The organism is Bacillus cereus group sp. N24 (assembly GCF_016483345.1).
Classification (GTDB): domain Bacteria; phylum Bacillota; class Bacilli; order Bacillales; family Bacillaceae_G; genus Bacillus_A; species Bacillus_A toyonensis.
Map to the genome: position 1 here is coordinate 23507 of NZ_JAEHCA010000030.1, position 25453 is coordinate 48959.

Below are 25453 nucleotides of genomic sequence, written 5' to 3' on the forward strand. Positions count from 1 at the left end.
AAAAAATTGATTTATTATATTTAATACATAAAAATAAAAAAGCATGGTTTAAAATAGCCATGCCTTTTATCTATATAATTTGTAGAGCCATTGTATCCATTAATATACAACTTTGTTGTAAAGTCCATAACTTTGTTGTAAAGTCCACAACTTTCTTGTATAGTCCACGACTTTCTTGTAATTATACAATAGCGTTTATCTCACTTTCTCTATTGCTGGAATATAATCGTTTAATAGTAAATCATCTAGCCCCTTTCCAAGATTAATATCCCAACTTGCATAATTAATACTTATTCCTTCTTGATAAAGCGTTTGTGCACATTCTAATAACGACCGCTGAACATCTGAATTTGTAATCATATCCATATCTAAAGCGAAAGTTGCCTGTTTAACTCCCATTTTTTTTAATGGTTCAATTAATATTCTCCATACTTTAACCCCAGGTATTGATACGACTGTGGTACCATACATTAATTTTTCCTCATTTGTTAATAGCTCGTCTAAGTTTTCTGCAGCAATATCAGACTTTAAACTCCCTTCTGAAATCCATACATTATCCTTTTTTATTAATTCTCCACGTTCCCAATTTTTCAGCTCTCGACTAGGTACTGCTACATGTATTGGCAACGGGTTCCCAACTCCTGTTCCATGAAATCTCCCACCTGAGCTGATCCAAATATATTTACTTTCTAACTTTAATTGTACTTCACCTAATTTTTCACTCTCATAATTAATTTCATACCATTCTTTAACATCGACTTTACCTTTAAATATAGACTCTATCTTCCCATTGATTTTATAGGTCACCTCTATAGTATTGGGTTGCTCAATAACTTCTGCCTTAAAGCTTGGTTTATGATTTTTTACAACTGTCATATATTCAGGATCATCAATTCTACATTGAAAACCGCATATCTGATTATATATATTTCTCTGCGGTATTAATAAAGAATCTCTCCTTCCTGTAAACGTGAAATATCTTCCATCCTTCGTTTCTTTTGCATAAAATCCTGGAATTCCAACAATATAGCTTGTTTTCCCTCCTACTTTTTTTATTAACTCTTTCGTAGTATCCCAAGGTTTAATAGGAAAACTTTTGTAATTTCTAATATTTATTACCTCCCTTGTAATCCTACGTTTCGATCCCCTTAACATTTTAATATGTTCATCTCGCACGTCTAAGGATTCTAGAAATAAAGTGTACATAATATCAAGGGTATAATCATTTTTCTTCCTATGTTCCTTAATCATCTGATCTTGAGAAAAACCATATCCCCTTTTTTGATCTTCAGCTACTATATGTAAATAGCCTGCTTCCCCGAATACTGTTTCTGATGAAATTCGTCCACATATTATTTTGGTTTCAGAATCATTAACCATGCACCATCCTTGCTTACCACATATAGGGCATGTTGTTCTATAATATTCAAACCATCTCTCATTACTCCCCTTATTCATGCTTCTCACTGGTCTTAATATTCTACTTGCTGCTAACTTTTCAATTGACATCACATATCCCCTTTTCCCTTAATCAAATAAAAAAGCCCTTTGGAATACGGAGGTTAAATACCACACAAACGTGTAATTTAATCCGTAACCCGAAGGGCTTTATGTAATCACTTGAAAATAAAAAGTTTAACAAGATATAATAAGAATATACTAAAAATTCTTTATTTAATCAAATGATCTTCTAAAATTATTTAACTCCACACTATAATTACACATGGGCATCTCACTACTTAACCCCTTTGGGACATTTTGAAGCGCGAAATTCTTCGGAATTAGATACTATTTTAGTAATCTATATTTACCAAGCTATAAGCGTTCCCCTTATGAGGCGTTCACTAATATTTTTCTACTTACCTTTTTTGGTAAAATATACTCTCTACTAACCAATTAAATTCGCTATTAAGCGCATTATTGTTAACCATAATCAATTCCATGTAAACAAACATCATAACATTATATTTTGTTCAAAATTAATTAGTTCTACTTAAAAACACTTTAGAACATGAACTATAAAACAGTCATATAGTTATCAATCTCATGTTGATACCAACAGAAATTCAATACATCTCACCCACATTTGACATTGACATATCAACCGAGATTAACATGTCAAATAAAGCGCACCAACTTTATCGCTAGTATTCATCAATTAACATTAACATAACATTAACAAACGGACACTTTTCAAAAATATTTGCACCTATCTAAACTTCAAGGTCTATATTAGTTGAATATTGGTTCATTGCAACAGATTGCACGGAAGTAAGTTAATTAATAAACTAGCATTGAAAATGTTTCAATGCTAGTAAGATATACAAAAGAAACAACACGAAACTATCAATCTCATGTTGATACCAATGGAAAGATAACTGATTTTTAATCTCTCATTTGTTATTAACATGTTAACTGAGATTAACATGTTGAGTGATTGTTTTCTCTTGTTATCAATATCATTCTGATTAATATTGACATAACATTAACAATTTGGCTTCAAAAAGAAGGAATGTTTATAACTTTCGAGATTTCAAAATCTATATTGGCTGAAATTTTTCTTATGTGGTAGTTTTCTTGAAGCAAATCTAGTAACGATCTATCCTAAAAAAATGTTTCGACACTATCAAAACATAGTTAAAGATTTAATCGAGTAATAAATGCTGACAGCAATTCAATGATTTTTACCCATTATTTATCATTTACATATAATTAAAAAACAGCACATATAAAGGAATACAGTCTGTATTGTTAATCTCATATCAATAATTTGGATTTAACATTGATATAACATTGACAATTAAGTAGTTGAAATACGCATAAATACAGGTCTCGAGTCTTCGAAATCTGTATTTATTATAAATTTATCTACCACAACAGTTTTCTCTTCATTTATCATTGATATATAATCTGAGATTGACATGTTGAGCGCTTGTTTTCTTTTGTTATCAATATTATTCTAATTGATATTGATATAACATTAACAATTCGGTATCAAAAAGAAGGAATGTTTATAACTTTCGAGATTTCAAAATCTATATTGATGGAAATTTTCTGCTGTGGCGGTTTGCTCGAAGCGAATCTAGTAATAATCTATCCAATAAGATGTTTTCACACTATCAAAAAATAGTTGAAATTTAATCACTATAATAAATGACAACAGCAATTCAATGGGTTTCACACCTTGTTTATCATTGACGTATAGTCTAAAAGTCAATCATAGAGAGAAAATGCTCTTTTTATTGTTAATGTCATATTAACAATTTGTCTTTAACATCGATATGACATTAGCAATTAGTTAGTTGAAATGGTCATAGAAGCAACTTTCGTTTTTTTCAAGATCCGCATTAGTTAAAAATTTATCTACCACCACAGATTTCTATTAAAAAAAGAAAACACCCTAAAAGAACTCTAATTGTAGCCAGAGATCAACAAGAACTCCATACAATTGATAGTTTCTTATTAGTAACACAGAAAAATTAATAGTTTTCTCTTCATTTATCATTGATATATAACCTGAGATTGACATGTTGATAGGGCTAGTTATTAATTAATGATAGCGTCATGTCAACTATCACCAATACATATTAACATGACATTAACAATTATTAATTCTAAAATTGAGAATGTACATACAAATAGAGTTTTAAGTTCTACATTTATTAAAAGGCTTTTTTCTATAGCTAAATCCACTGGATAAACCGGAGAAGATATCATTCTTGAAAGCATTTTGATAGTGGCTAAAAACAATAAATTGCTTTTTATTACTTTCGATTTAAAAGTACCAATTGTATGAATCAATTTTGATTATATAGAGATCACTTGTAAAGGGCGGTGCACTCTAGAAAAAGCGAGTTTATATTAAACCATATTAACAGTAATTCAATAACCTATAATAACCTTCATGTGCATTCTAAAGACCTGCTGAAACCAATTAACTATACAGTTCTTAGCTTTCTACTACCAAGTATCTTAAATTATAATAAATATAGGCCTTTATTTATTATTAGTATCGGCTTTTCGCTTTACATTTATACATACTTTTTAGCCTTTAAGTCTTTAAGTTTAATACTATATCCTCATAATTTATTTACAAATCACTAATATTTTCTTATCATTAATATATTGTAGACTAATTTGTTAATTTCATAGCAACAATAATCATTAACAACTAACGAATTATTAACAAGATATTAACAATAGTTAATTCCAAACCCTTTATTTATCAACTTTATGTTAACAAGTGATACTTTACATATTAATGATACATTTCATGTGAATGTCAATCAATAAAGGGATTTGGGTTTATATTATCGAAAAAACACTTAACATGTTAATCTCGCTTTATATGTTAATTCCATTTTATTGTGGCCATTATATTTCAAGGAGGTATAACGATGATTGAACAAGATAACAAAAATACAAATGAACATATGGAGTCAAATAATACAAACTCTAGTCATGAAGATGCTTTTGAAAAAGCTTGGCGAATAACAGAGTTTTCAAAACTAGTAGGCCGACATCATAACACTGTGTACAATTGGTTCAATACCCTAGAGGAAAAGGGGTTACACGGAACATTAAGAACCAATAATACAAATGAAAAGCTATATAACACACTGGATTTAGATATAGCTTTATTTATTAAGCTAAAGAGGGATGAAAAGTGGTCGCTAGATGCAATTATTGAGCTTTTACCACATCAGTTCGAACTAAGACCAGTTTCTCCAGAAAATCAAACTAGTGAAGTCTCAACTCCATTAAACATGCAGGAAGCTGCAGCGACTATTGAGAAAATAGTAGAGCAAAAGATTCAAATGCATTTACAAAACATTGAATTAGAGTATCAAGGAAAGTTTGAAGATGCTATACGTGCGGTGCTACCTGAACCAGAAGACCCTGAAATGTTAAAAGAGCGCCAAAGACAAGAAAGACTAGATAATATGATAATTCAACATAGAGCACGTACAGAGTTAAGAAAACAAGCTGAAAGAGAGTGGAGTGCACAACCAGAAGAAACTCGTATTAAAAAAGTTGGCTGGTTTAAAAAAGAGGAAGATCTTGCAAGAAAACAACTTTTTATAGAAAACTATATTGATGAGAACATGATTGAATATATGAAAAGTGTAATGAAAACAGAAAAATAAGCCTGGAAAATCCCAGGCTTATTTTTTATTTTGATCCAAACATCTTATCTGGATCCATAAATGCTGCTAATTCTTCATCATTTTGCGCTTGTGGTTCTTCATTTTTTACTGGTTCTAATTCAAAGTAATCACCAAAATTAATATTGAAATCATCATCAAAGTCTTGCGCTTCAATTGTATTAATTTGAGACTTTGTATATTGGATTTGGCTTTGTTTTTCTTTAAATTCATTATATTCTTCAACTAATCCTTTAGATAATCGTGATGGTAGTGCATCTGTCTTATAGAAAGTATACACGCTGCCCATAAAGTCATTTTTACTGACTAAATAACCATTAAAAACAGTTCCATTGATTGGTAGTTTATTTGTCACTTCTACTTTTGCATCATCCATAAATGAATCATCAATATTCTTCTGTTCATCTAAAATTGCTAACATCCCAAAATGATGTACCTTTGATGCCTCTAAATCTCCATTTTCATTTGTCTTCATCAGGTCAATAGGGTGATGGAATGAACTTCCTTTCAATGATTCTGAGAACATATCTACAATTTCTTTACTGTTTTCAATTTGATTCATATTACGTGAAACCTTATTAATTACTAAACAGCCTGTTCTTTCTAGTAAAATTCGTTTAAAGTCCTGAGAATCTAGAATTACTGATGTTCCTGAACCATTTGCAGCTGTATTTAACTCATGAATAATATCTCCAATGCGTTGGTTTGCATAGTCTCGTGAGTTTCCAATGCCTTTTTTCTCATTTTCGTTTAATCCCTTAAACTCATCATAGAAGTGTTGGTTATCTGCAAATACAACAAATGCAACGCCTTTCGCTGGATCATTAGCTAACTTCCAAATTTCTTGTGAAAATTTATTCACCTGTCTTAGTACATCAGGCCCATCCGCCCTAACTGGAAGTGTAACTACAATACCCATTTTAATGAAATCTTTACGCTCAATAGCATTATTGAAAGCAATTCTTGCATACTTTTGTTGATTTTTTATTAATTCTTCTCTAGGAATTTTCATTGCCATACTTTTAAGTTCTTCAGCAATTACAGGTTTATTATGAAAAGCGGAGAATTCTTCAATTGCTTGAATAATTGTAGATGTACCTGTACCACCGCCTAAACCTGCAAAAAATAGTACTAATTCATCAGTTGGTCTAACGCGTTCCGTTATAAATTCTTTTAGTTTATCTTTAGCTTCTTCATTAGATTCTAAAACCTTTACAGCACGCTCAGGATTCTTACCTAAACCACCTAATTTTAGTGAAACTTGGTTACTTTTCGGCACATTTTTCAGTTCAGCTAAATCCCCATCATTACTATTCAATGCTAGGCAATTATAAACTGCTGTACCGTCTGTATGCTTATACTCAGCAAACTTATCTACCATTCTAGTTCCAGCTTGACCAAAACCAACCATAGTCATTTTCACTGCTACTTCGTTTTTTAGAAAGTTTTTTGCCATTATTTTATCTCTCCCTTATTCTCATTACTTTTTTTACGTTTCCCTAATTCAACTAATACTTGTTGTCCCCTAATAGTTGAAATTAAAAACTTATACGGATGCATAATTTTTTCTGTTATTAATGACATTGAAGCTAAAGTAGCAACACTACCTTCTGCCGATCTTCTTGAAATGTTAGTCCTTTCAAGTTCTAATGAATAGGATTTACCCTTAGGTTTTTTTACTCTCCTATCAATAACAACACTTTCTACTATTTCATTTATTGAGATTCCTCTCATATACTTTGTCTCTTGGTATTGTTTGTTTACTTGAGATCCTATGTAATGAAATACATTGTAGAGTATTTCGTCTTCTTCAATAATGTCTGCAAACATTTCCACAACTTCTTCAGTGAATTTGTTTTGTTTATATTTTTCACTTAATACCTCGTTCAAGTTGTCCCCCCCTTAAAACGTTGGTTAATTATTCCTAAAAACATATTACATCATTGTAAGACGTATATCAAGTCATTATATATAAGTCTTATATTAAGTTGCTATATACAAGACTTATATAATATTTATAAAATGTAAAATCGAAATAACGCCCTATATATCAACATCAAATATATAAGACGTACATGAAAGTCGTTCATATAAGCAGTAAATAAAACATGTTAATATCAGGTTTCATATAACTAACAATAACTATTAAACAATAAATATGAGTGCAGTATTTATGTATATTTTTATCTAGAATTATAATTCCAATATATAATACTTCTAAAATAACGTACTATTATCATGGTCATTGAATTTATACACCTTATATATACGAACTACATATAAGACGTGTAGACAAACACTTATTATTAAAGGGTTTATATGCTTTTATATTAATTTTATGTCAATATAATATTACCACGAATTATTATACGCCCTATTTAAAGGTCTTATATGAAAGACTTATCAATAAAACGTGTATATAACCCTATAAAAAAAGAGTAATACTTCTTAAGTATTACTCTTTTAACTATATAGTTTTATATAAAATACTTAGTTTATTAAACAGATTTTTATGATCCTGCTTCTTTTTCAATAACTCATTTTTCTGTTGGTTGTCTACAGAAAGGAAAGGGGATGTCAATGTCATGTTATATTTCGTTATTTCTTTTATTAATTCCGCAGTTATTTCTGAGATTTGCAGAAATAACACATAAAATTGTGATTCATTTTCATTCATTTGTTTTTCTCTGAAATTAAGTTCTACAAACTTGTCAGTATAACTTGTCAATTTCATATCAATATAATCACTATAACTCACATGTAAAGCCATAAAGCGATTAAACTCAGATAAACTAATTAATTTCTTTGTTAAAAATAGATGTACTAAATAAATCTTGTATACAGCTTTAAATGAAATAATATATTTAGTTCCTTTTTTTATTAATTGGATGTATTCACCGTATCTGTTAATTAAATACCTTAATTTATTAGGTTTTAGTCGCAATATTCTACTAACTTGTGAAGTATTGTAGATTTTATAAGGATCTAAAGCAGCAAACTGTAATGGAATTATCTCATATTCATTTTTTAATGTATTGATCACCTTGTTATAAAAAAAGTCTGTTTCAAATTCACTTTGTATAATCTTTTTTATTAACCCATATTCTGTGTTCCAATTCCGCATTTTTTCACCCCTTAAATCAGATTGTAACATGCAAAATACGAAATATACAAAATTTTCATTTACTTTATTATAATTATTTACTTATTTCTTTTATGATGTGATTTTTCCTCCTGATAAACAGTTACATCTAAAAAATTTTTAACATTCATTTCAATATTGAATTTCATCCATTCAAAAATATATTCACTCTGTATTTTATGTATTTTGAGGACTCTACTCAGATATGACGTAATACATATGACGAACTCTACTTTTATCTTTTAGCTTCGTCACATGTCTTTTTATTTATGTCGAAGGATATATGACGAACTCTAATAGTAAGTAGATCCTTATTACATTTGATTTTTATAACACATACATGAAGATGTATTACGTGTTTTTAAATCCAGAGTCTTGATGGGTAACGAGTTGTTTTTTTGTAAATTTCAGTTAAAATATTTTTAAAACATTTTTATGTTCTCTAATGTTTTATTTACCCAATCAGTCTAGGTTGAATTTTCGATAGTTGCAATCGATTTTATGCAAGTTTCCGTATTTTATTTCCATATCAGGGGAGTGTTTAAAATTGAAAAAATCATTTAATCATGCAGTTAAATATATCGTCGGAGAAAATGATCGTGGAGTTTATTTTAATCGTTCTGATATTTTTACAGTTTTATTTTTATATGAACAGCGAACAGTTTCTCAAATTCAATTACGTAAATTTTATGAATTGATAAGTGGGGGGCCTATAAGTCGCACTACTTTTTCATCAAAGTTAACTAAATGGGCAAAAATGAAATTACTAAAAAAGGAAAATATAAGCGTGAGAAAAAAGCGAGGCTTTACACTGGATTTCGTTTCTATCTCTTTAAAAGGAGCTGAAATATTATATAGATTAAAATTGATTTCTGATTGTAGTACCTCATTTGTTACTAAGAGGCAATATGAACACAATATAGCAATTACGCAATTTGTTTTAAATTTACTTAAAGCAGAATCAAACAATGAACATACTGGTGCAATTGTAGGTGGTAATGGAGATTATCTCTTTCCGCTAAGTCAAATCGTAAAGCAAAACTTGCATTTGCCCAACCTAATGTATTCCGATTCAAAAGATGTCTACTATTTATATGAAGATGAAGAATACCGTGAAGTGTTTCAGCTCGAACTTCAACCCGTTTCTTTCCTACCAGATCTGCCTCAACTTGTATATTCATTTCGTCCATCTAAAGAATTTTATCCTGACTCAAAGGGAAACCCATTACTAATTCCTGATTGGGTTATTACTTGTAACAATTCTATTATCAATATTGAAGTTGATACAGGATCAGAAAACATTCCGTTTTTAGAAAATAAATTAAAAAAATATCTCGATATTGCTGCTGCTAACCCATCTAAGCAATATTACGTGTTATTTTCTATTATTGATGACTCCTACCATACCATTTCTACTTACAAAAAACGGACCACACGTGTTACCAATTTAAAAAAAGCTTTTGGTAATATTCCACGTTTAAGTGTGGTAAACAACCTAAATGTTTACGTATGCAATATGGGTAGTTCTGCACTTGTAGTAAATAATATTCTTCAAGAAATTCGCGAAACTAATAGTTTAAGCAAAAGTCACCTAATCAAAAAAATCACTGAACGTTTAAACATAAATTCTTCTTTCCCTTATTCGGTAGAGTGGATATCTAATAAAAATGAAATGCAAGCAAAAGGGGTTCAGCATTCTAAACTACTTGAGCTAACAGATGACATTTTGGTATTACGAAAAAAAACATCTGATGAAGAAAAAAAATCTTTAGATTACTTAGAAATAGTTTGTATATTAACAATACTTAAGGTAGGGGAGGTTAACACACACTTTAAATTACAACAATTATCAAGATTGTTGGCCATGCAAAATCAACACCGAACACTAAACCCAATTAAAATATTGGGGATATATGAAGCGGACGAATTAGAGCATGGGCAGCAAGCCATTTTTACTGATTTGTATCACAATTCCATAGCACCAGAGAATATATTATTGGCTACTTCTGCTGAATTGCTTAATTTCACCGCTGCTTTTTATTCGTTAAAAGAGAGGGTGAAACAAGAATTTGGAGAATGCAGTTCAAAAGAATGCTGAACTCAATAATGCACCAGGTAATGGGGAGGATCCAAAAGCCGGAAAGAGCAAAAAAAATTCCTATACAGTTACAATCGATATTACAAAAAGCTGGAAATATCGTTTAGCAGCCCGCTCATCTTACTATGTTATAACATTACTACTTCTGCTAGCTTGGTATTTTGCTTTTAGAGGAATATATAAATACGCTTCTTTCTGGTCAATACAAATGGGCGTTCCATTACCTACTTTAAGTATCTTCGGTAATCCGTTTGAAACTAATTATTACCTTGAAACCTTTTTTAGCTTTTGGATTTTAATTTATACTTGGCAACTATCAACAAAGGTTAAGACCTATCAGGAGATAAAGCGTAGATGGTTTATATTCTCGATGATGTTAATTGGTATAGTTGCCCAGTACTTATGGGCGTTTAGTGTTCCATTAGCTAAAATATTTATTCCATTCTTAAATTCGAAAGCTGGAGAAGTTTCACTAAATGACAAAGGATTAGAGGATACTATACTTTCAAATTTTAGTAATATCATGCACCTTGTATTTGCAATACCTGTAATTATTATTATTCTCGTACTCTTATGGCTCTTTAAGATTTTTTATGAACATAAAAAAGAGCTTTTAGATGAATTCGGAAAATGGGAATACGTATTTAAAATACCTGGTTGGATGCTTTCCTTTTTGAATGATGATCGTCAACGAAAACTTGCTACTTCATTACACAGATTTTTCACTGAAAAAAATCCATCAAAATTGCCAGAACCCGATATCTTTCTTGGTCCTAACAGTGCTACACGGGAAATGGCAGTTATACAGGGCAAGTCTTTAACGCTTAATATAATGATCATCGGTAACATTGGTACAGGGAAATCAGCTGCACTAGGTTTGCCAATTGCCAATCAAATTCTTGACTATATGGCTTCCATGATTAATAACTTTAAAACCTTTTATGCAAGAAAAGATTATCATTCAGAGGATGTAAAAGGAACGCAGGTTAATGGTCTTACAGTTATCGAGCCATCTAATGACTTCTGCGAAAAAGTATATAAATTGGTATTAGCACACAAAATTCCCGCAAGTGTTATTTTCTATTTAGACCCAACAAATCCTGATACCCCTTCAATAAATTTTGTACGTGGTCCAGTTGATAAAGTTGCTGAGATGTTATGTTCAGTATTAACGGGTCTCTCTGATAATGGAGCAGGAAATCCGTTCTTCGTTCAGTCTGAGCGTTCCCATCTTAAACAACATATTTATTTGTTAAAACTCCATGATTCTAAATTTGAAGCCAGATTTGAGCATTTAATTGATATGTATAATAATGCTAATCTCGTTTTTGAGATGCATCTCAAATTAAAAGAACGACTTCCAAATGATATTGAATCTATTCCAGATAGAGATGAACGAAACCATTGGCGCATAATGAAACAGGTAGATGAATGGTTTGATTTAAATTATGTTCCTGAAATTTCTGGTGGTCGTGGGGGAGGGGAAGTTGTTTATCATACTGAAGGGAAATACTATGGTCAACCAAAGATAATTGATAAACAAGAAACCTTTGTTCGCGGTTTACGAAACACATTAAATGATATTTCTGCTCAACCTCTGCTCCGACGTGTTTTATGTGGCCCATCGGATTTTGATTTTGAGAAACACCTGGAATTTGGAGGAATTCTTTTAATCAATACAGCAAAAGGGGAACTTTCTGATCTATCTGATGTATTCGGTAAATTATGTTTATATGCCGTGCAGAATGCTGTTTTCCGTCGTAAGCCTAACGTATCTCCTTACCATCCTGTTTTAGTCGATGAGTTTGCGGATTACATTTATAAAGCATTTAAAAGTTTTCCTGCTCAATCACGTAAATATAAAGCACCTTTAATTGTTATTGCACAAACAATTAGTCAATTAGCAATTGAACATGGCCCAAGATTTATGGATATCCTGTTAGGCACATTTCGTAATAAACTTGTTTATGGTGATGTTACAAATGAAGACGCTAAATTGTTTAGTAAGCTAATGGGTACGAAAACAATTTATGAGGCACGTGAAGGTGATCAAGAAATTGATATGGTAACAGCAGAAACAAAAACACAAAGTACACTTAGAACATCCTACTCTTATTCGAAAACAGAGGTACCCATTCTTTCTGAAAATGATATCTTGATTCAAAAAGCATTCCAGTGTGCTGCTAAAATTGTAAAAGATAATGCTCCTCAAGGAGGAATACAAGTAAACGCAAACTTTGTTCCTGCCGCTGAGTTTAAAACAGCTAAGATTCAAGTTGATGCAGAAGCAGCTGCTTATTGGCTAAAAATTCGTGAAGAGTCATTGAATGCGGAAATTAAATATGATGATTATGTCACAGATACAGATGTTGATAGTGAAGAAACTGTAATTGAGGATTTGAGTACGCCTAAAACAGCGCCTACTGCAATAGATGGTTGGTTACAAACGTTAAATCCTGATACTTACGATTTTTATAATAATGACGATGATACTGACAGGGAAGGTGAGTTAACAAATAATCAGTCTGTGCAAGATTACTCAAGAAATTCTGCTCCTAAGCTAGAAAAGGAAAGCACTACAGCATCAATTGCTACTTCTACTACAACAGAACCCGCAAAAATTAATGAAGTAATCGATGTTCAAAAAGAAAATGTACCAGATACAAGTAAACATAGAGAACCTATTGAACTTAACAACAAAGCACCAGTTATTACTGAAACTCCAATAGAAGTGCCAAGGGCGAAGCATACACCACAATATAGAGAGCCTGCTTACACATCGACTGTAACCCATAATCAGCAGGAACAGGCAATTCAGCGAAATGCAGAAATCAATGGTAAAAATACAACATCTAACTTAACAATACAATGGTTACAACAAATGGCTGCTACTGTTCCTCAAGATGATGAAAATACATTACCTTTAGATGAAATGGAAGGTGGCTCTCGTCTTCACAATCGTAAAGTAGCAGAAGTAACTCCAGAAAGTGCGGCAATTAAGGATAAACTCAGTCAATATATCGAAGGTGACATTGATCATGATTGATACATTAAGCATATAACGAATATTTCTACTGGTAAAAAGGTGTGGGTCGTAAACTCATACCTTTTTATTATTTCATATGTAACTTTCCCCAAGGAGACCATTTCTTTATACTAAAATTTAATTAAGTTTGTGAAGAAACAGAAAATGGATTACATAATAAGGGTTAGAGGAATGACATTGAAAATAACCAAATTACGTTTGCCCATGGATAGTATGCACTTTTTACTTAATCATCAAATTAAAGGAAATGAATTCGAATGTCTCAATGTAGAATTTTACACATATTCAAATGGTTTTCTTTTAGATGTAGTGGAATGGACAAAACAAAATGATTTTTCTTTATCGATATTGGATAAAGAATATACAGAAGCGTTTTTAGCGAGTTTAGAGAAGTTTAAACCATACCTTGTTATTGGGAGTAATATGGATTCAGGTAATCTAATTACTATCTACCAACCCACAGGAGAAATATATGAGCTAGAACATGAAATTACGGAAAGAGTAGAAAGATATTTTGTTAATTCTTCTATAGAAAAAATGTATTGCTGCTTCAATTACTTTAAAAAGCATTGGGTTCAACTAATAGAGCAAGAACACTATATAAGTCATGATCTAATGAACACTTTTTATGAATTAAAGAACAAATTAGTGGAGTTTGATACTAACATATTAATAAATGATGATGACTACAATAGACAATTTTGGAATTGTTTATATCATGGCAAGTTAAACTTCTTTTTAAAAAAGTCAAACAAAATATAGATTATTTCTAATGGGGATACTTACGTGAAATAAACTTTATGTTAAGTAATAATACAATTGTTTAATTACAAATAAAATTGTTACATTTACAATAAAGGTGTTTAAAAATGTCAGTCATTTTATTCGGTTAAAGGGTCATTTTCTTGAATAATAGAAAGGAATATTCATAAGTAAATCGAAGTTAATTCAGAAGCTGTTATGTATTATAGCATCGGGACGTACTACTCAACATTAAGGAGGAAATCGATTATGAGTGACACACAGACATTACGAGGATTAACCACAGTCAGTTTTTGGACGGATGATCTAGCAGCGGCAAAGAAGTGGTACGCCGAGCTGTTGGGCATCGAACCTTACTTCGAACGTCCAGGATATACCGAGTTTCGCCTTGGCGATTACCAGCACGAGCTGGGGCTGATTGATAGCCGCTATGCGCCAGATGGTTCAGCGACCGGACCGGCCGGTGCTGTAGTGTACTGGCACGTCGATAATGTAACAGCAACTTTCAAAAATCTGCTGTCTATGGGAGCGAAAGAATACGAGGCACCCACAGAGCGCGGCGAGGGGTTTATTACTGCTTCCGTGGTCGATCCCTTTGGGAACATTTTAGGGATTATGTATAATCAGCATTATTTAGATGTTCTGGGTTCGACTAGAAAGACGTAACTTCACAGTTCACCGAGGCTTGGTAAGTTGCACTGTGGAGGATAGCGATTATTTATGCAGTGGCAGCTATCTCGAATTATGTTATGCTTACCCCAACTGTTCGAAATTCTGCTACTACTCTGGAGACGAAAAGAACAAGAAAAGTGAAAAGGGTTTCACGAGGTAATAGTAAAGGACTATTTTAGAATAGAGCACGTTTGTACAATAACACTTAGATTTAAACAACTTTATTGTTGTATTTTTAAGTGTAGTAAAGTATTTCACATCAAAAATTAAAAGACTTTATTTTAACCCCTTCTTAAAGTCAGAAAGGGGTTATACGTGTTTTAGATATTAAAATTAAATAACGTTATTGTCATTTTACACTTTATATGAAAGTAAAAACGATTTTTTAAGAAACAAAAGCAGATAAGGAGTGGTTTCTCAATCCCGCATTGCACCTGCTTCTCGGGAAGTCATTGCTCCTTGGCCTTTTCTTACATCATTTTGAATTTCTTGTTTCACTTTTTGCGGATCAGTTTCTGCAAAATTTGGTTTCATAATAGAACCAGACTTTTCTATATCTTTTTTATTATGTTGCATACAAACCCTCCTGACTTTAACATTTGCCAATCTTATTATGTGCAAAAGTACACATGATATCCACCGAGCAAACTAGCACGTTTATGAATTAATACAGGCAGATATGGAATTAAAATAAAGTCGTACCGTTTTGAATACAGTTATACCGTATTATTCCATAGGATATGGTTCTATCTAAATAGGTGTTTTTATAGCGAAAAGGATAAACAATATGTATTCCTAAACCTTTCATCAGAGACGGGTACACGCTCTAGAACAAGAAAGCTGATTGATGAAAGAAATGTTTCTATTAAAGTAGAATCTAAAAACTGTAGAACTATTAATCAAATAGCTGATGAATATCACCTCTCCATTGAAACGACCAAAAATTGTCTACTTTAAATAAAAAGGAAGCACCGGTGAAATGATGCTAATTACTTTTTCATATGGCGAATTTGTTTCTTAGTCATTTCCTGCATTTTATGTCATTCGCCAATCATGTAATGTTAAGGGAGATGACAGAAGAAAGGAAGAATGTACAAATGGGTATAGTAAAAACCGGAAAATTGCAAGTACATGGAGCGAGCATCTACTATGAGGTGCGTGGCTCAGGTCCAATCCTTCTTTTGATCCATGGTGGGGGTGGTGATGCCGACAAGTTCCATAGTATCGCCGACCATCTTGCTAATTGGTATACAGTTGTTACTTACGATCGTCGTGGTCATTCCCGTAGCAATCTCGCGAATAAGACTGAGGATTTTCATGTGAACACACATAGTGAAGACGCTCACCGACTGCTAGCCAATCTGACCGATGAACCAGCTTATGTATTCGGAAGTAGTTCTGGCGCTGTCATCGGACTTGATCTGTGCATACGCCATCCTGAGCAGATACAGTTACTAATCTCACACGAACCAGTTTTATTACAACTTTTAACTGAAAATGAGTTGAATCAGGCTATAAAATTCATGGAAGACCTTAAGAAAAATCATCGAAGTGAGGTTATGAAGTTATTGTCAAATATTGATGATACCAATTTCAGATCATCGAAAGATGTACTAACAAAGCGGTTACTCGATAATTCGACGTATTTCACTGAGTATGAAATCCCGGGAATTCTCAGCTATACTTTAAATATCGATGCATTAAAGACACCATTAAAGTCTGTATTGATACAAGTACTTCCAGCCGGCGGAAGTGTTTCACAAGAATTTTTTCCTTACCATTGCGCAGTCAACTTAGCAAAACAACTCGGAACAGAGTTTGCTAAGTTTCCCGGACACCATACGGGATACAACACAGTGCATTATAAAGAGTTTGCTGAGAGGTTACACGACGTTCTTGAGAATAATTAGTGAAACATATTGTGAACAAAGTTTATTTCAAAGCAAAAGCAGAATATGAACAAACTAAAAAGAAGCAGGTACCTCTCCATTTAAAGGTATCTGCTTCTTTTTACATAGACTCTATAATCATTTGTCTTTCATACCACTTGTTTAGCTTTTCATTAACACTTTTTGAAATACGCTTCATTTTGTTATTACAGAATCTTGATAGCGTAGCAGGGGATAAACCTATTTCATCTGCTATTTCACGCATTGTTTTATTTTGATGCATATGCTGATGCATAATTTTTTCCCGAATCATTTCCTCTAATCCTATAGTAGTTTGTTTTACTGTATCTGCAGTATAAGGTTCTTCCTGCTTCTCTTGCATATCTATTGTTTTTTTCTTCACCATACTATCTATATTATTCATCAATTCTTTTGGTGGTAAGATAATGATTCCTAACTTTTCATAGTAATTCTTAAACCAATTGCGTTCTCCTATCTTTGTTTCATCCAATTCCTCTGCATACGCCCAATGTGAAATTACATTTTCTTTTTCTAAATCAATTAAAACATTTTCTAGTTGTTCACGAATTCGAGTTGGGCGACCCTTTGTAGTTGTAATACCCATTACAGATAGTAGACCTTTTTCTCCACCAATGGAGTATGGTCTTTTTAAAGTACTGTATTGCTGACGGATTCTCCACTGCCATGATAAATAACGTATTAAACGTTTGTGAAACTTATGTCTATAGCTATTATACTCTAGTGCTTTTTTCGATAATAAAGCAGTTGTACTATTAGAGCCATACAAATAGCCTGATAAGAAACTACCTGGTTTAATCTTACAGGATTCTATTCCCATATATTCATTAGTATTCTTATCTCTCCATAACACTACAGAATCGAGTACGAATAGCCTTTTGATTACTTCACGTTTTACTTCGAATTGTTGCCCAGTTTCTGCTTGATCGTTCAGTACTACAACTTCATTATCATCATTCAAATAAATAAAGATACTAGCTAAAGCTGCTATACGTTGTGCTATTTTTATCTTATCTTCTGCGCGATAATACTCTACACCATTTGCAGATGCCTTTGGCATATTACACAATTCCAATACGTTTTCATAACTAAAATCTATGAATTCGTCTGGAGATTTAGCTTGATTTAACCATTGTATTGTAATGGTATCCAAACAGTCTGCTGTAAGATCATCCATATTACTAATGACTCCATCAACCAATATAGACCATCTTTCTGCTTCGTTTGTATTCACTAATCTCAAATCCTCATCCTTATGTGAAGATAGTTGTGCAACTCCGCTTGAATTTTTTGTTTCTAATGGCAGTACCGGTTTTGCTACTGCTTCATCTTCCTCAAAATGATTTTTTGCTATTCCATCACGTAATTGATAGTACATTGCGTCATTGGTTACAGGATAGTAATCATCCGATATATCTTCTATATGTTCTGTTACCTGACTATCTTCAAAAATTGAAATTTGATTTGATTCAACTGCTTCAACTTTTTCTCCGAATTCTTGTTCAATGATCTTATCTAGTACATTTTGAATTTCAATTTTATATTTATTCAGATTGGCATAAATGTTTAATAACGATATTCCTTGCTCTTGTTTCTGACCTAACCAAGAAACAAGTGTCGAAAAGGAAGGGGATATATTAGCTGATGTTACTAATTTATCGTGATTCTCTTGTACTTCTTTATAATATTTATTCCATTTGGCCCATAACTGCTTATTTTCTTCATAAATTGGAGCAGCAAGTAGGAGGGCATCACTAAACAATGCTAACACTTTCTCCATATTTAAATACCTCCTAACAATGTTAATTACAAATATAATTTGAATCTTAAAAATGTGAAACGTCATAGCTATATGATGGCTATATAACCTTTAAGTTGAAATGTTGTCTGAATAATCTACATAACCGTTGTTTTTTTACACGTTTTACTGTGAATCATTTAAATTCTCTTTACTTGTCTTTAATTATATAAAACTGCTTCTATTTGTAAAATCATTACTTTACAATACAATTTCAATTTTTGAAAGTTTTTAATGCTCAAATTCAGTTACTGTTACATTTTTAACATCTATATTTTTGATTCAACAAGTTGTAAACCCGGGTGGTAAATATGTTGATGTAAGTCCTTGGATATCGTATTCTTCAGCTTTCCATTCCCTAAATCTTCTTCATCAACAATAATAGTTTTTGGGGCGACTCGATTTGTTAGCTTAATAATTATGGAGCTTTCCTCTAAAAGAACTAAAGCAAACAATAAAAGCGCTTGCATAATTAAAAATCCGAGTTATAATACTTGTATACAAGTATACTTGATTAACATGAGGTGAATTTATGGCGAAATCAATGGAATTTCTTTATCCTGAAAAATGGCTTTCAAAAGCTTCTACAGGTGATCGTGTTGCGAGCGAACTGAGAATGCGCATTATTGCAGGTGAAATTGAAAGCGGTACCATCCTGTCGGAAAATAAATTAGCTGCCGATTTTTCTGTAAGTCGGTCACCCGTCCGTGAAGCATTAAAAGTACTAGCTTCTGAAAATATTATTCGCTTAGAAAGAATGGGTGCAGTTGTCATTGGTTTAACCGAGAAAGAAATCGAAGAAATATATGATGTTCGTTTACTTATAGAAACGTTTATCTTTGAGCGACTTGTAAAGATGGACACAAATGATTTAGTAAGAGAACTAAATAAAATAATGGAAATGATGAAAATCGCCATTAAATATCATGATTCTGATGAATTTTCTTATCAAGATCTCTTATTCCATGAAACGATTATTCGAACCATTGAGCATTCCTACATCCTGATGATTTGGAATAATTTAAAGCCTGTTATGGAAAGCTTAATCCTTTTATCAATGCGTACTCGTTTCAAGGAAAAGTACGAAGACTTTGAACGGATTATAAAAAATCATGAGCTTTATATAAAAGCAATCGAATCAAAAGATCGAGCCCTCATGATTAAGGCCTTACATCAAAATTTTGATGATGTTCAAGGGAAAGTTGAAGATTTCTGGATGTCACAACAAATGTTATCTAAAGGAGTAGAGCAAGGACATGAGTAGCTATATGTTAGGTATAGATATCGGTACAACAAGTACGAAAGCAGTTTTATTTACTGAAAAAGGCGAAGTCATCCAAACCGAGAATATTGGTTATCCACTTCGCACACCGGATATATCCACAGCGGAACAAGATCCAGAAGAGATTTTCCAAGCTGTTTTACAAGCGATATCAAATATAACGAAACAGCATTCAGATAAAAAACCATCGTTTATTTCATTTAGCAGTGCTATGCATAGTGTCATTGCTATGGATGAAAATGATCAGCCGCTGACACCTTGTATCACTTGGGCAGATAATCGTAGTGAGGCATGGGCACATAAAATCAAAGATGAACTGAATGGCCATGAAGTTTATAGACGAACAGGAACACCTATTCACCCAATGTCACCATTAAGTAAAATTACATGGATTGTGAATGCCCATCCGGAAATTGCTATTAGAACGAAAAAATATATTGGAATCAAAGAATATATCTTCAAACAATTCTTTGATCAATATGTTGTTGATCATTCCATTGCCTCGTGCATGGGTATGATGAACTTAAAAACGCTAGATTGGGATGAGGAGGCTTTAAAAATTGCTGGTATAACATCAGCTCAATTATCTGAACTCGTACCAACCACCCAAATATTCAGCAACTGCAATCCAGATTTAGCCCAAAAGATTGGTATCGATTCACAAACACCGTTTGTCATTGGTGCCAGTGATGGGGTGCTTTCTAATCTAGGTGTGAATGCAATTCGAAAAGGTGAGATTGCTGTCACAATTGGAACAAGTGGTGCTATTCGGACCATCATTGACAAGCCACAAACAGATAAAAAAGGAAGAATATTTTGTTATGCCTTAACTGAAAAGCATTGGGTAATTGGTGGACCTGTAAACAATGGAGGAATGGTCCTTCGTTGGATTCGTGATGAACTTGCTTCATCAGAAGTCGAAACTGCGAAAAGACTAGGAATTGATCCATACGATGTATTAACTAAAATAGCTGAACGTGTGAGACCTGGTGCAGACGGATTATTATTCCATCCATACCTCGCAGGGGAACGTGCACCATTATGGAATCCAGATGTACGTGGATCCTTCTTCGGTTTAACGATGTCACATAAGAAGGAACATATGATTCGTGCAGCTTTAGAAGGCGTTATATATAATTTATACACTGTATTTTTAGCATTAACCGAATGCATGGATGGTCCTGTAACCCGTATTCAAGCAACAGGCGGCTTCGCAAGGTCTGACGTTTGGCGACAGATGATGTCCGATATTTTCGCATCTGAAGTCGTTGTTCCAAAGAGCTATGAAAGCTCTTGTCTAGGTGCATGTATATTAGGTCTCTATGCCACAGGAAAAATTGATTCTTTTGAAATCGTTTCCGAAATGGTTGGGAGTACCTACAAACATACACCGAAAGAAGAAGCAACAAAAGAATACAGACAATTACTGCCGATATTTATTAACCTATCAAGGGCGCTAGAAGATGATTATACACGAATTGCAAATTATCAAAGAAATTTAATAAAGTAAAACTTTCATCAGTAATCCCCACGCCTCGCTTCTATTTAAATATCGAGGTGGGGGGCCTTACTGCCCACGAATAGCGGGATAAATACAAATACAGCTAAGATTAGGGGGGAACTACGATGCCATTAGTCATTGTAGCAATTGGGATTTTAGCATTACTTTTACTGATTATGCGCTTTAAATTAAATACCTTTATTTCATTAATCATTGTATCCGTCGGGGTTGCTTTAGCACTTGGAATGCCGCCAGAAAAAATTTTTAAAACCATTGAAGCGGGATTAGGGGGAACACTTGGTCATTTAGCACTCGTTTTTGGACTTGGTGCGATGTTAGGTAAGTTGCTTTCAGATTCTGGGGGCGCACAACGCATTGCCATGACCCTTGTGAAAAAGTTTGGTGAAAAGAACATTCAATGGGCTGTTGTGACTGCCTCATTTATTATCGGGATTGCATTATTTTTTGAAGTAGGATTAGTATTATTAATTCCAATTGTATTTGCGATTTCAAGAGAGTTAAAAGTTTCTATCTTATATCTCGGTATTTCGATGGCAGCAGCTTTATCTGTAACACACGGATTTTTACCGCCACACCCAGGACCAACTGCTATCGCTGGTGAATTGCATGCAAACATCGGTGAAGTATTACTTTACGGTTTTATGATAGCGGTTCCAACGGTTGTGTTAGCTGGACCTGTATTTACTAAACTTGCAAAAAAACTAGTACCTGATGCGTTCACAAAAACCGGTAATATCAAATCTTTAGGTGAGCAGAAAGTATTTAAACTTGAAGAAACTCCTGGCTTTGGAATCAGTGTTTTTACCGCTTTACTGCCTGTTCTTTTAATGGCAGTCGCTACAATTATTACTTTGCTGCAAAAAACAATGGGATTCAAAGATAATAGTTTACTAGCAACGATTGAGTTTATTGGGAATGCGGATACTGCCATGTTGATATCCTTACTAGTTGCGATCTATACAATGGGATTGGCAAGAAATATTCCAATCAAAAACGTGATGGAATCTTGTACAACAGCGATCTCGAATATTGGGATGATGCTCTTAATTATTGGTGGAGGCGGCGCTTTCAAACAAGTATTAATTGATGGCGGCGTTGGTAACTATGTAGCCGAATTATTCAAAGGAACTTCATTGTCACCGATCTTGCTCGCATGGATTATCGCTGCCATTTTACGTATTTCATTAGGGTCTGCTACGGTTGCTGCATTAACAACTGTCGGTTTAGTGATTCCGATGTTAGGTCAATCTGATGTTAACCTTGCTTTAGTTGTCCTTGCAACAGGGGCTGGTAGTTTAATTGCTTCACACGTGAACGATGCTGGTTTCTGGATGTTTAAAGAGTACTTTGGTTTAAGTATGAAAGAAACATTTGCAACATGGACTTTACTTGAGACTATCGTTTCTGTAGCCGGATTAGGGTTTACCTTATTACTAAGTTTATTTGTATAGATCTTTCTAAACAGTAAAAGGGATACGGAAGCTGTTTAATGTGATTTTTCATAATTAACCGGTTATTTTTCATGACTGATTAATAAGGATGACAATTTCTCTTTATTTTTTAACTTGATAGTGATGTGCCGTGTCCCTATAACCTTATGTACGAATACTGGCGGAGCCTATTGAAATGAAAAAGATTGATTATTTGATTTAAGTGATATTTTAGGTATATATACTATAATACAGAGTAACATACATGGAAAGGAACGATGGAATATGGAAAAGTTACAAATTGGAATTGTTGGTGTGGGCGTTATGGGAAAAAGCCTCGCACTTAACTTTGAGAGCAAAGGGTATTCTGTTGCCCTATATGATATTTCAAAGGAAAAAGTTGATGAAATCATTGAGGAAAACCGTGGTAAAAACTTAGTCGGTACTCATATAGTTGAAGAGTTTGTTAACTCACTTGAATCACCTAGGAAGATTTTATTAATGGTTAATGCAGGGGAAATTACAGATAAGGCGATTGATTCTCTAGTCCCTCACCTAGATAAAGGTGATATTTTAATTGACGGTGGTAATACATACTTTGTCGATACAATTCGCCGAAACAAACGTCTTGCCGAAGAAGGAATCAATTTCATCGGGGCAGGTGTGTCAGGTGGCGAAGAGGGTGCATTGAAGGGACCATCTATTATGCCAGGCGGGCAGAAGGATGCATACGAAAAAGTAAAGGATATGCTTGAAAACATCTCTGCAAAAGTGAATAACGAGCCTTGCTGTTCTTATATCGGACCTAATGGGGCAGGACACTATGTAAAGATGGTTCACAACGGTATTGAGTATGGAGATATGCAATTAATTTGTGAAGCATATTTCTTCTTGAAACAAACACTTGATTTGACTGCAGAAGAGTTCCATGAAATATTTGCTGAATGGAATAAAGGTGAACTGAATAGCTATCTAATTGAGATTACAGCCGATATCTTCAAGAAGAAAGATGAAGAAACTGGTAAGCCATTAGTGGATGTTATTCTTGATACTGCAGGACAAAAGGGTACAGGGAAATGGACAAGCCAAAGCGCACTTGATTTAGGTATCTCTCTGCCTATTATCACGGAATCTGTATTTGCACGTTGCATTTCTGCTTTAAAAGAAGAGCGTGTGAACGCAAGTAAAGTTTTATCTGGCCCTAAAGATAAAACAGCAATTGGAGTTGAAAAAGCTGAATTAATTGAAGCAGTGCGCCAAGCTTTATATATGAGTAAAATTTGTTCTTATGCACAAGGATTCACGCAATTGAAGGCAGCTTCTGAGGAATATGATTGGAACCTTGATTTTGGCAGCATTTCTATGCTTTGGAGAGGCGGATGTATTATCCGTGCTGCCTTTTTACAGAACATTAAAGAGGCTTATGAAACAAACACTGAACTACCGAATCTTTTACTTGATCCATACTTTAAAGAAATTGTAGAGTCATATCAAGGTGGATTACGCCAAATTATTTCAATGGCGGTACAACAGGGCATTCCGATACCTGCATTTTCAGCAGCAATTTCTTATTATGACAGCTATCGTACTGCCAAACTACCTGCAAACTTGTTACAAGCGCAGCGCGATTATTTCGGAGCGCATACGTATAAACGAGTAGATAAAGAAGGTACATTCCATACAAAATGGATATAAAATAAGAAATGGACTAAGATTAAATTCTTAGTCCATTTTTCATCCCACAATTCGCAGGCTATAAGAATCCCACTGATGGAAGTTCACTTTAAACGAATGACTGAATCAAAATGCGTTTATTTTTCCCATTTAGATGAAAAACCGCATAACCTTTAAGTCGAAATGTTATCTGAATAATCAGAACAATAGTTGGTTTTTACTCCTTTTATTTTTGATCATTTAAATCCTCTTTACTTGTCTTTAATTATATAAAACTGCTTCTATTTATAAAATCACTACTTTACAATACAATTTCAATTTTTAAAAGTAAATTAGTTAAACACACTGATTTTTTGCTTAACGCCTAGATAACTTGTTACTCTAAGTCAAAACTTCAATCCCCCAGCTGCTTCTTATTTAAAACTACTTAGCCTTCTCAGGGCTATAAACTCTTATTTGACACTATATAGTCTTATCGCGGCTATTACTTCTTACTTGACACTATATAGCCTTATCACGGCTATTATTTCTTACTTGAAACTATGTAGCCTTATCGCGGCTATTACTTCTTACTTGAAACTATATAGCCTTATCACGGCTATAAGCTCTTATTTGAAACTACATAGCCTTATCACGGCTATAAGCTCTTATTTGAAACTACATAGCCTTATCATGGCTATAAGCTCTTATTTGAAACTACATAGCCTTATCATGGCTATAAGCTCTTATTTGAAACTGCATAGCCTTATTACGGCTATAAACTCTTATTTGAAACTATATAGCTTTATCGGGGCTATAAACTCTTATTTGAAACTATGTAGCCTTATCATGGCTATTACTTCTTACTTGACACTATATAGCCTTATCATGGCTATTACTTCTTACTTGAAACTATGTAGCCTTATCATGGCTATTACTTCTTACTTGAAACTAT

General features: G+C 33.2%; 16 protein-coding genes and 1 pseudogene. 11 read left to right on the forward strand and 6 right to left on the reverse strand.

The genetic code is table 11. The features are described from left to right. Positions 1-195 precede the first annotated feature (195 nt). Positions 196-1509, reverse strand: a complete 1314-nt coding sequence (locus JDS95_RS26340) for a DUF3854 domain-containing protein (protein ID WP_000021188.1) — start codon at positions 1507-1509, stop codon at positions 196-198. Positions 1510-4397: 2888 nt separating this feature from the next. On the opposite strand from JDS95_RS26340, the gene JDS95_RS26345 reads away from it, so the two are divergent. Continuing rightward, on the forward strand, positions 4398-5147 hold the full coding sequence (locus JDS95_RS26345) for a terminase gpP N-terminus-related DNA-binding protein (protein ID WP_000572413.1): 750 nt from the start codon (positions 4398-4400) through the stop codon (positions 5145-5147). A gap of 25 nt (positions 5148-5172) precedes the next feature. Here JDS95_RS26345 and JDS95_RS26350 read toward each other — a convergent pair whose 3' ends face one another. The 3 genes from JDS95_RS26350 to JDS95_RS26360 all read right to left on the reverse strand — a co-directional run bounded on the left by JDS95_RS26350 (position 5173) and on the right by JDS95_RS26360 (position 8319). After that, entirely contained in the window at positions 5173-6621 is a 1449-nt protein-coding gene (locus JDS95_RS26350) for an FtsZ/tubulin family protein (RefSeq protein WP_001097026.1), read from the reverse strand. Then, positions 6621-7055 (reverse strand): hypothetical protein, encoded by a 435-nt coding sequence (locus tag JDS95_RS26355; protein ID WP_001006720.1) that lies wholly within the window; start codon positions 7053-7055, stop codon positions 6621-6623. Before JDS95_RS26355 ends, JDS95_RS26350 begins: the two co-directional genes overlap by 1 nt. A 577-nt stretch (positions 7056-7632) precedes the next feature. Then, complete coding sequence (locus JDS95_RS26360) at positions 7633-8319, reverse strand: hypothetical protein (protein WP_085451170.1); 687 nt, start codon at positions 8317-8319, stop codon at positions 7633-7635. A 535-nt stretch (positions 8320-8854) separates the two neighbouring features. Here JDS95_RS26360 and JDS95_RS26365 point away from each other — a divergent pair. The 4 genes from JDS95_RS26365 to JDS95_RS26380 all read left to right on the forward strand — a co-directional run bounded on the left by JDS95_RS26365 (position 8855) and on the right by JDS95_RS26380 (position 14879). Beyond that, positions 8855-10405 carry a replication-relaxation family protein gene (locus JDS95_RS26365; RefSeq protein ID WP_098016205.1) on the forward strand — a complete coding sequence of 517 codons (1551 nt, stop codon included), beginning with the start codon at positions 8855-8857 and terminating at the stop codon, positions 10403-10405. Continuing rightward, a complete protein-coding gene (locus JDS95_RS26370; RefSeq protein WP_098016206.1) occupies positions 10377-13451 on the forward strand; it encodes a type IV secretory system conjugative DNA transfer family protein in 3075 nt (1024 codons plus the stop codon). The genes JDS95_RS26365 and JDS95_RS26370 overlap by 29 nt, the downstream gene beginning before the upstream one ends. A 171-nt stretch (positions 13452-13622) precedes the next feature. Beyond that, entirely contained in the window at positions 13623-14213 is a 591-nt protein-coding gene (locus tag JDS95_RS26375; RefSeq protein WP_098016208.1) for a hypothetical protein, read from the forward strand. Positions 14214-14462: 249 nt separating this feature from the next. Next, a complete protein-coding gene (locus JDS95_RS26380; RefSeq protein ID WP_001285713.1) occupies positions 14463-14879 on the forward strand; it encodes a VOC family protein in 417 nt (138 codons plus the stop codon). A 423-nt stretch (positions 14880-15302) separates the two neighbouring features. On the opposite strand, the gene JDS95_RS26385 is transcribed toward JDS95_RS26380, so the two are convergent. Further along, the gene (locus JDS95_RS26385; RefSeq protein WP_001164456.1) at positions 15303-15461 is read right to left on the reverse strand and encodes a hypothetical protein; all 159 of its coding nucleotides are present in this window, start codon (positions 15459-15461) and stop codon (positions 15303-15305) included. Between the two features lie 240 nt (positions 15462-15701). Here JDS95_RS26385 and JDS95_RS31925 point away from each other — a divergent pair. Together JDS95_RS31925 and JDS95_RS26390 are read left to right on the forward strand one after the other, a co-directional pair. After that, positions 15702-15842, forward strand: a pseudogene (locus tag JDS95_RS31925) (hypothetical protein); the annotation flags it as partial. Positions 15843-15886: 44 nt separating this feature from the next. Continuing rightward, complete coding sequence (locus JDS95_RS26390) at positions 15887-16795, forward strand: alpha/beta fold hydrolase (RefSeq protein ID WP_001284900.1); 909 nt, start codon at positions 15887-15889, stop codon at positions 16793-16795. Positions 16796-16895: 100 nt separating this feature from the next. On the opposite strand, the gene JDS95_RS26395 is transcribed toward JDS95_RS26390, so the two are convergent. Beyond that, the gene (locus JDS95_RS26395; RefSeq protein ID WP_098016207.1) at positions 16896-18593 is read right to left on the reverse strand and encodes a helix-turn-helix domain-containing protein; all 1698 of its coding nucleotides are present in this window, start codon (positions 18591-18593) and stop codon (positions 16896-16898) included. 550 nt (positions 18594-19143) lie between these two features. Here JDS95_RS26395 and gntR point away from each other — a divergent pair. The 4 genes from gntR to gndA all read left to right on the forward strand — a co-directional run bounded on the left by gntR (position 19144) and on the right by gndA (position 24540). Continuing rightward, positions 19144-19875 carry a gluconate operon transcriptional repressor GntR gene (gntR, locus tag JDS95_RS26400; protein ID WP_001130026.1) on the forward strand — a complete coding sequence of 244 codons (732 nt, stop codon included), beginning with the start codon at positions 19144-19146 and terminating at the stop codon, positions 19873-19875. Next, positions 19868-21403: a gluconokinase gene (gene gntK, locus JDS95_RS26405; protein WP_000100536.1), complete on the forward strand. Its 1536-nt coding sequence runs from the start codon at positions 19868-19870 to the stop codon at positions 21401-21403. Before gntR ends, gntK begins: the two co-directional genes overlap by 8 nt. A 116-nt stretch (positions 21404-21519) precedes the next feature. Then, positions 21520-22866 (forward strand): gluconate permease GntP, encoded by a 1347-nt coding sequence (gene gntP / locus JDS95_RS26410; RefSeq protein WP_001131717.1) that lies wholly within the window; start codon positions 21520-21522, stop codon positions 22864-22866. 264 nt (positions 22867-23130) lie between these two features. After that, positions 23131-24540, forward strand: a complete 1410-nt coding sequence (gene gndA, locus JDS95_RS26415; RefSeq protein ID WP_098010089.1) for an NADP-dependent phosphogluconate dehydrogenase — start codon at positions 23131-23133, stop codon at positions 24538-24540. Positions 24541-25453 lie beyond the last annotated feature (913 nt).

Coding starts and splice junctions, on each gene's coding strand:
- JDS95_RS26340 (WP_000021188.1), bottom strand. CDS start 1,509: ATGTCAATTGAAAAGTTAGCAGCAAGTAGAATATTAAGACCAGTGAGA.
- JDS95_RS26345 (WP_000572413.1), top strand. CDS start 4,398: ATGATTGAACAAGATAACAAAAATACAAATGAACATATGGAGTCAAAT.
- JDS95_RS26350 (WP_001097026.1), bottom strand. CDS start 6,621: ATGGCAAAAAACTTTCTAAAAAACGAAGTAGCAGTGAAAATGACTATG.
- JDS95_RS26360 (WP_085451170.1), bottom strand. CDS start 8,319: ATGTTACAATCTGATTTAAGGGGTGAAAAAATGCGGAATTGGAACACA.
- JDS95_RS26375 (WP_098016208.1), top strand. CDS start 13,623: ATGACATTGAAAATAACCAAATTACGTTTGCCCATGGATAGTATGCAC.
- JDS95_RS26380 (WP_001285713.1), top strand. CDS start 14,463: ATGAGTGACACACAGACATTACGAGGATTAACCACAGTCAGTTTTTGG.
- JDS95_RS26385 (WP_001164456.1), bottom strand. CDS start 15,461: ATGCAACATAATAAAAAAGATATAGAAAAGTCTGGTTCTATTATGAAA.
- JDS95_RS26390 (WP_001284900.1), top strand. CDS start 15,887: ATGGCGAATTTGTTTCTTAGTCATTTCCTGCATTTTATGTCATTCGCC.
- JDS95_RS26395 (WP_098016207.1), bottom strand. CDS start 18,593: ATGGAGAAAGTGTTAGCATTGTTTAGTGATGCCCTCCTACTTGCTGCT.
- gntR (WP_001130026.1), top strand. CDS start 19,144: ATGGCGAAATCAATGGAATTTCTTTATCCTGAAAAATGGCTTTCAAAA.
- gntK (WP_000100536.1), top strand. CDS start 19,868: ATGAGTAGCTATATGTTAGGTATAGATATCGGTACAACAAGTACGAAA.
- gntP (WP_001131717.1), top strand. CDS start 21,520: ATGCCATTAGTCATTGTAGCAATTGGGATTTTAGCATTACTTTTACTG.
- gndA (WP_098010089.1), top strand. CDS start 23,131: ATGGAAAAGTTACAAATTGGAATTGTTGGTGTGGGCGTTATGGGAAAA.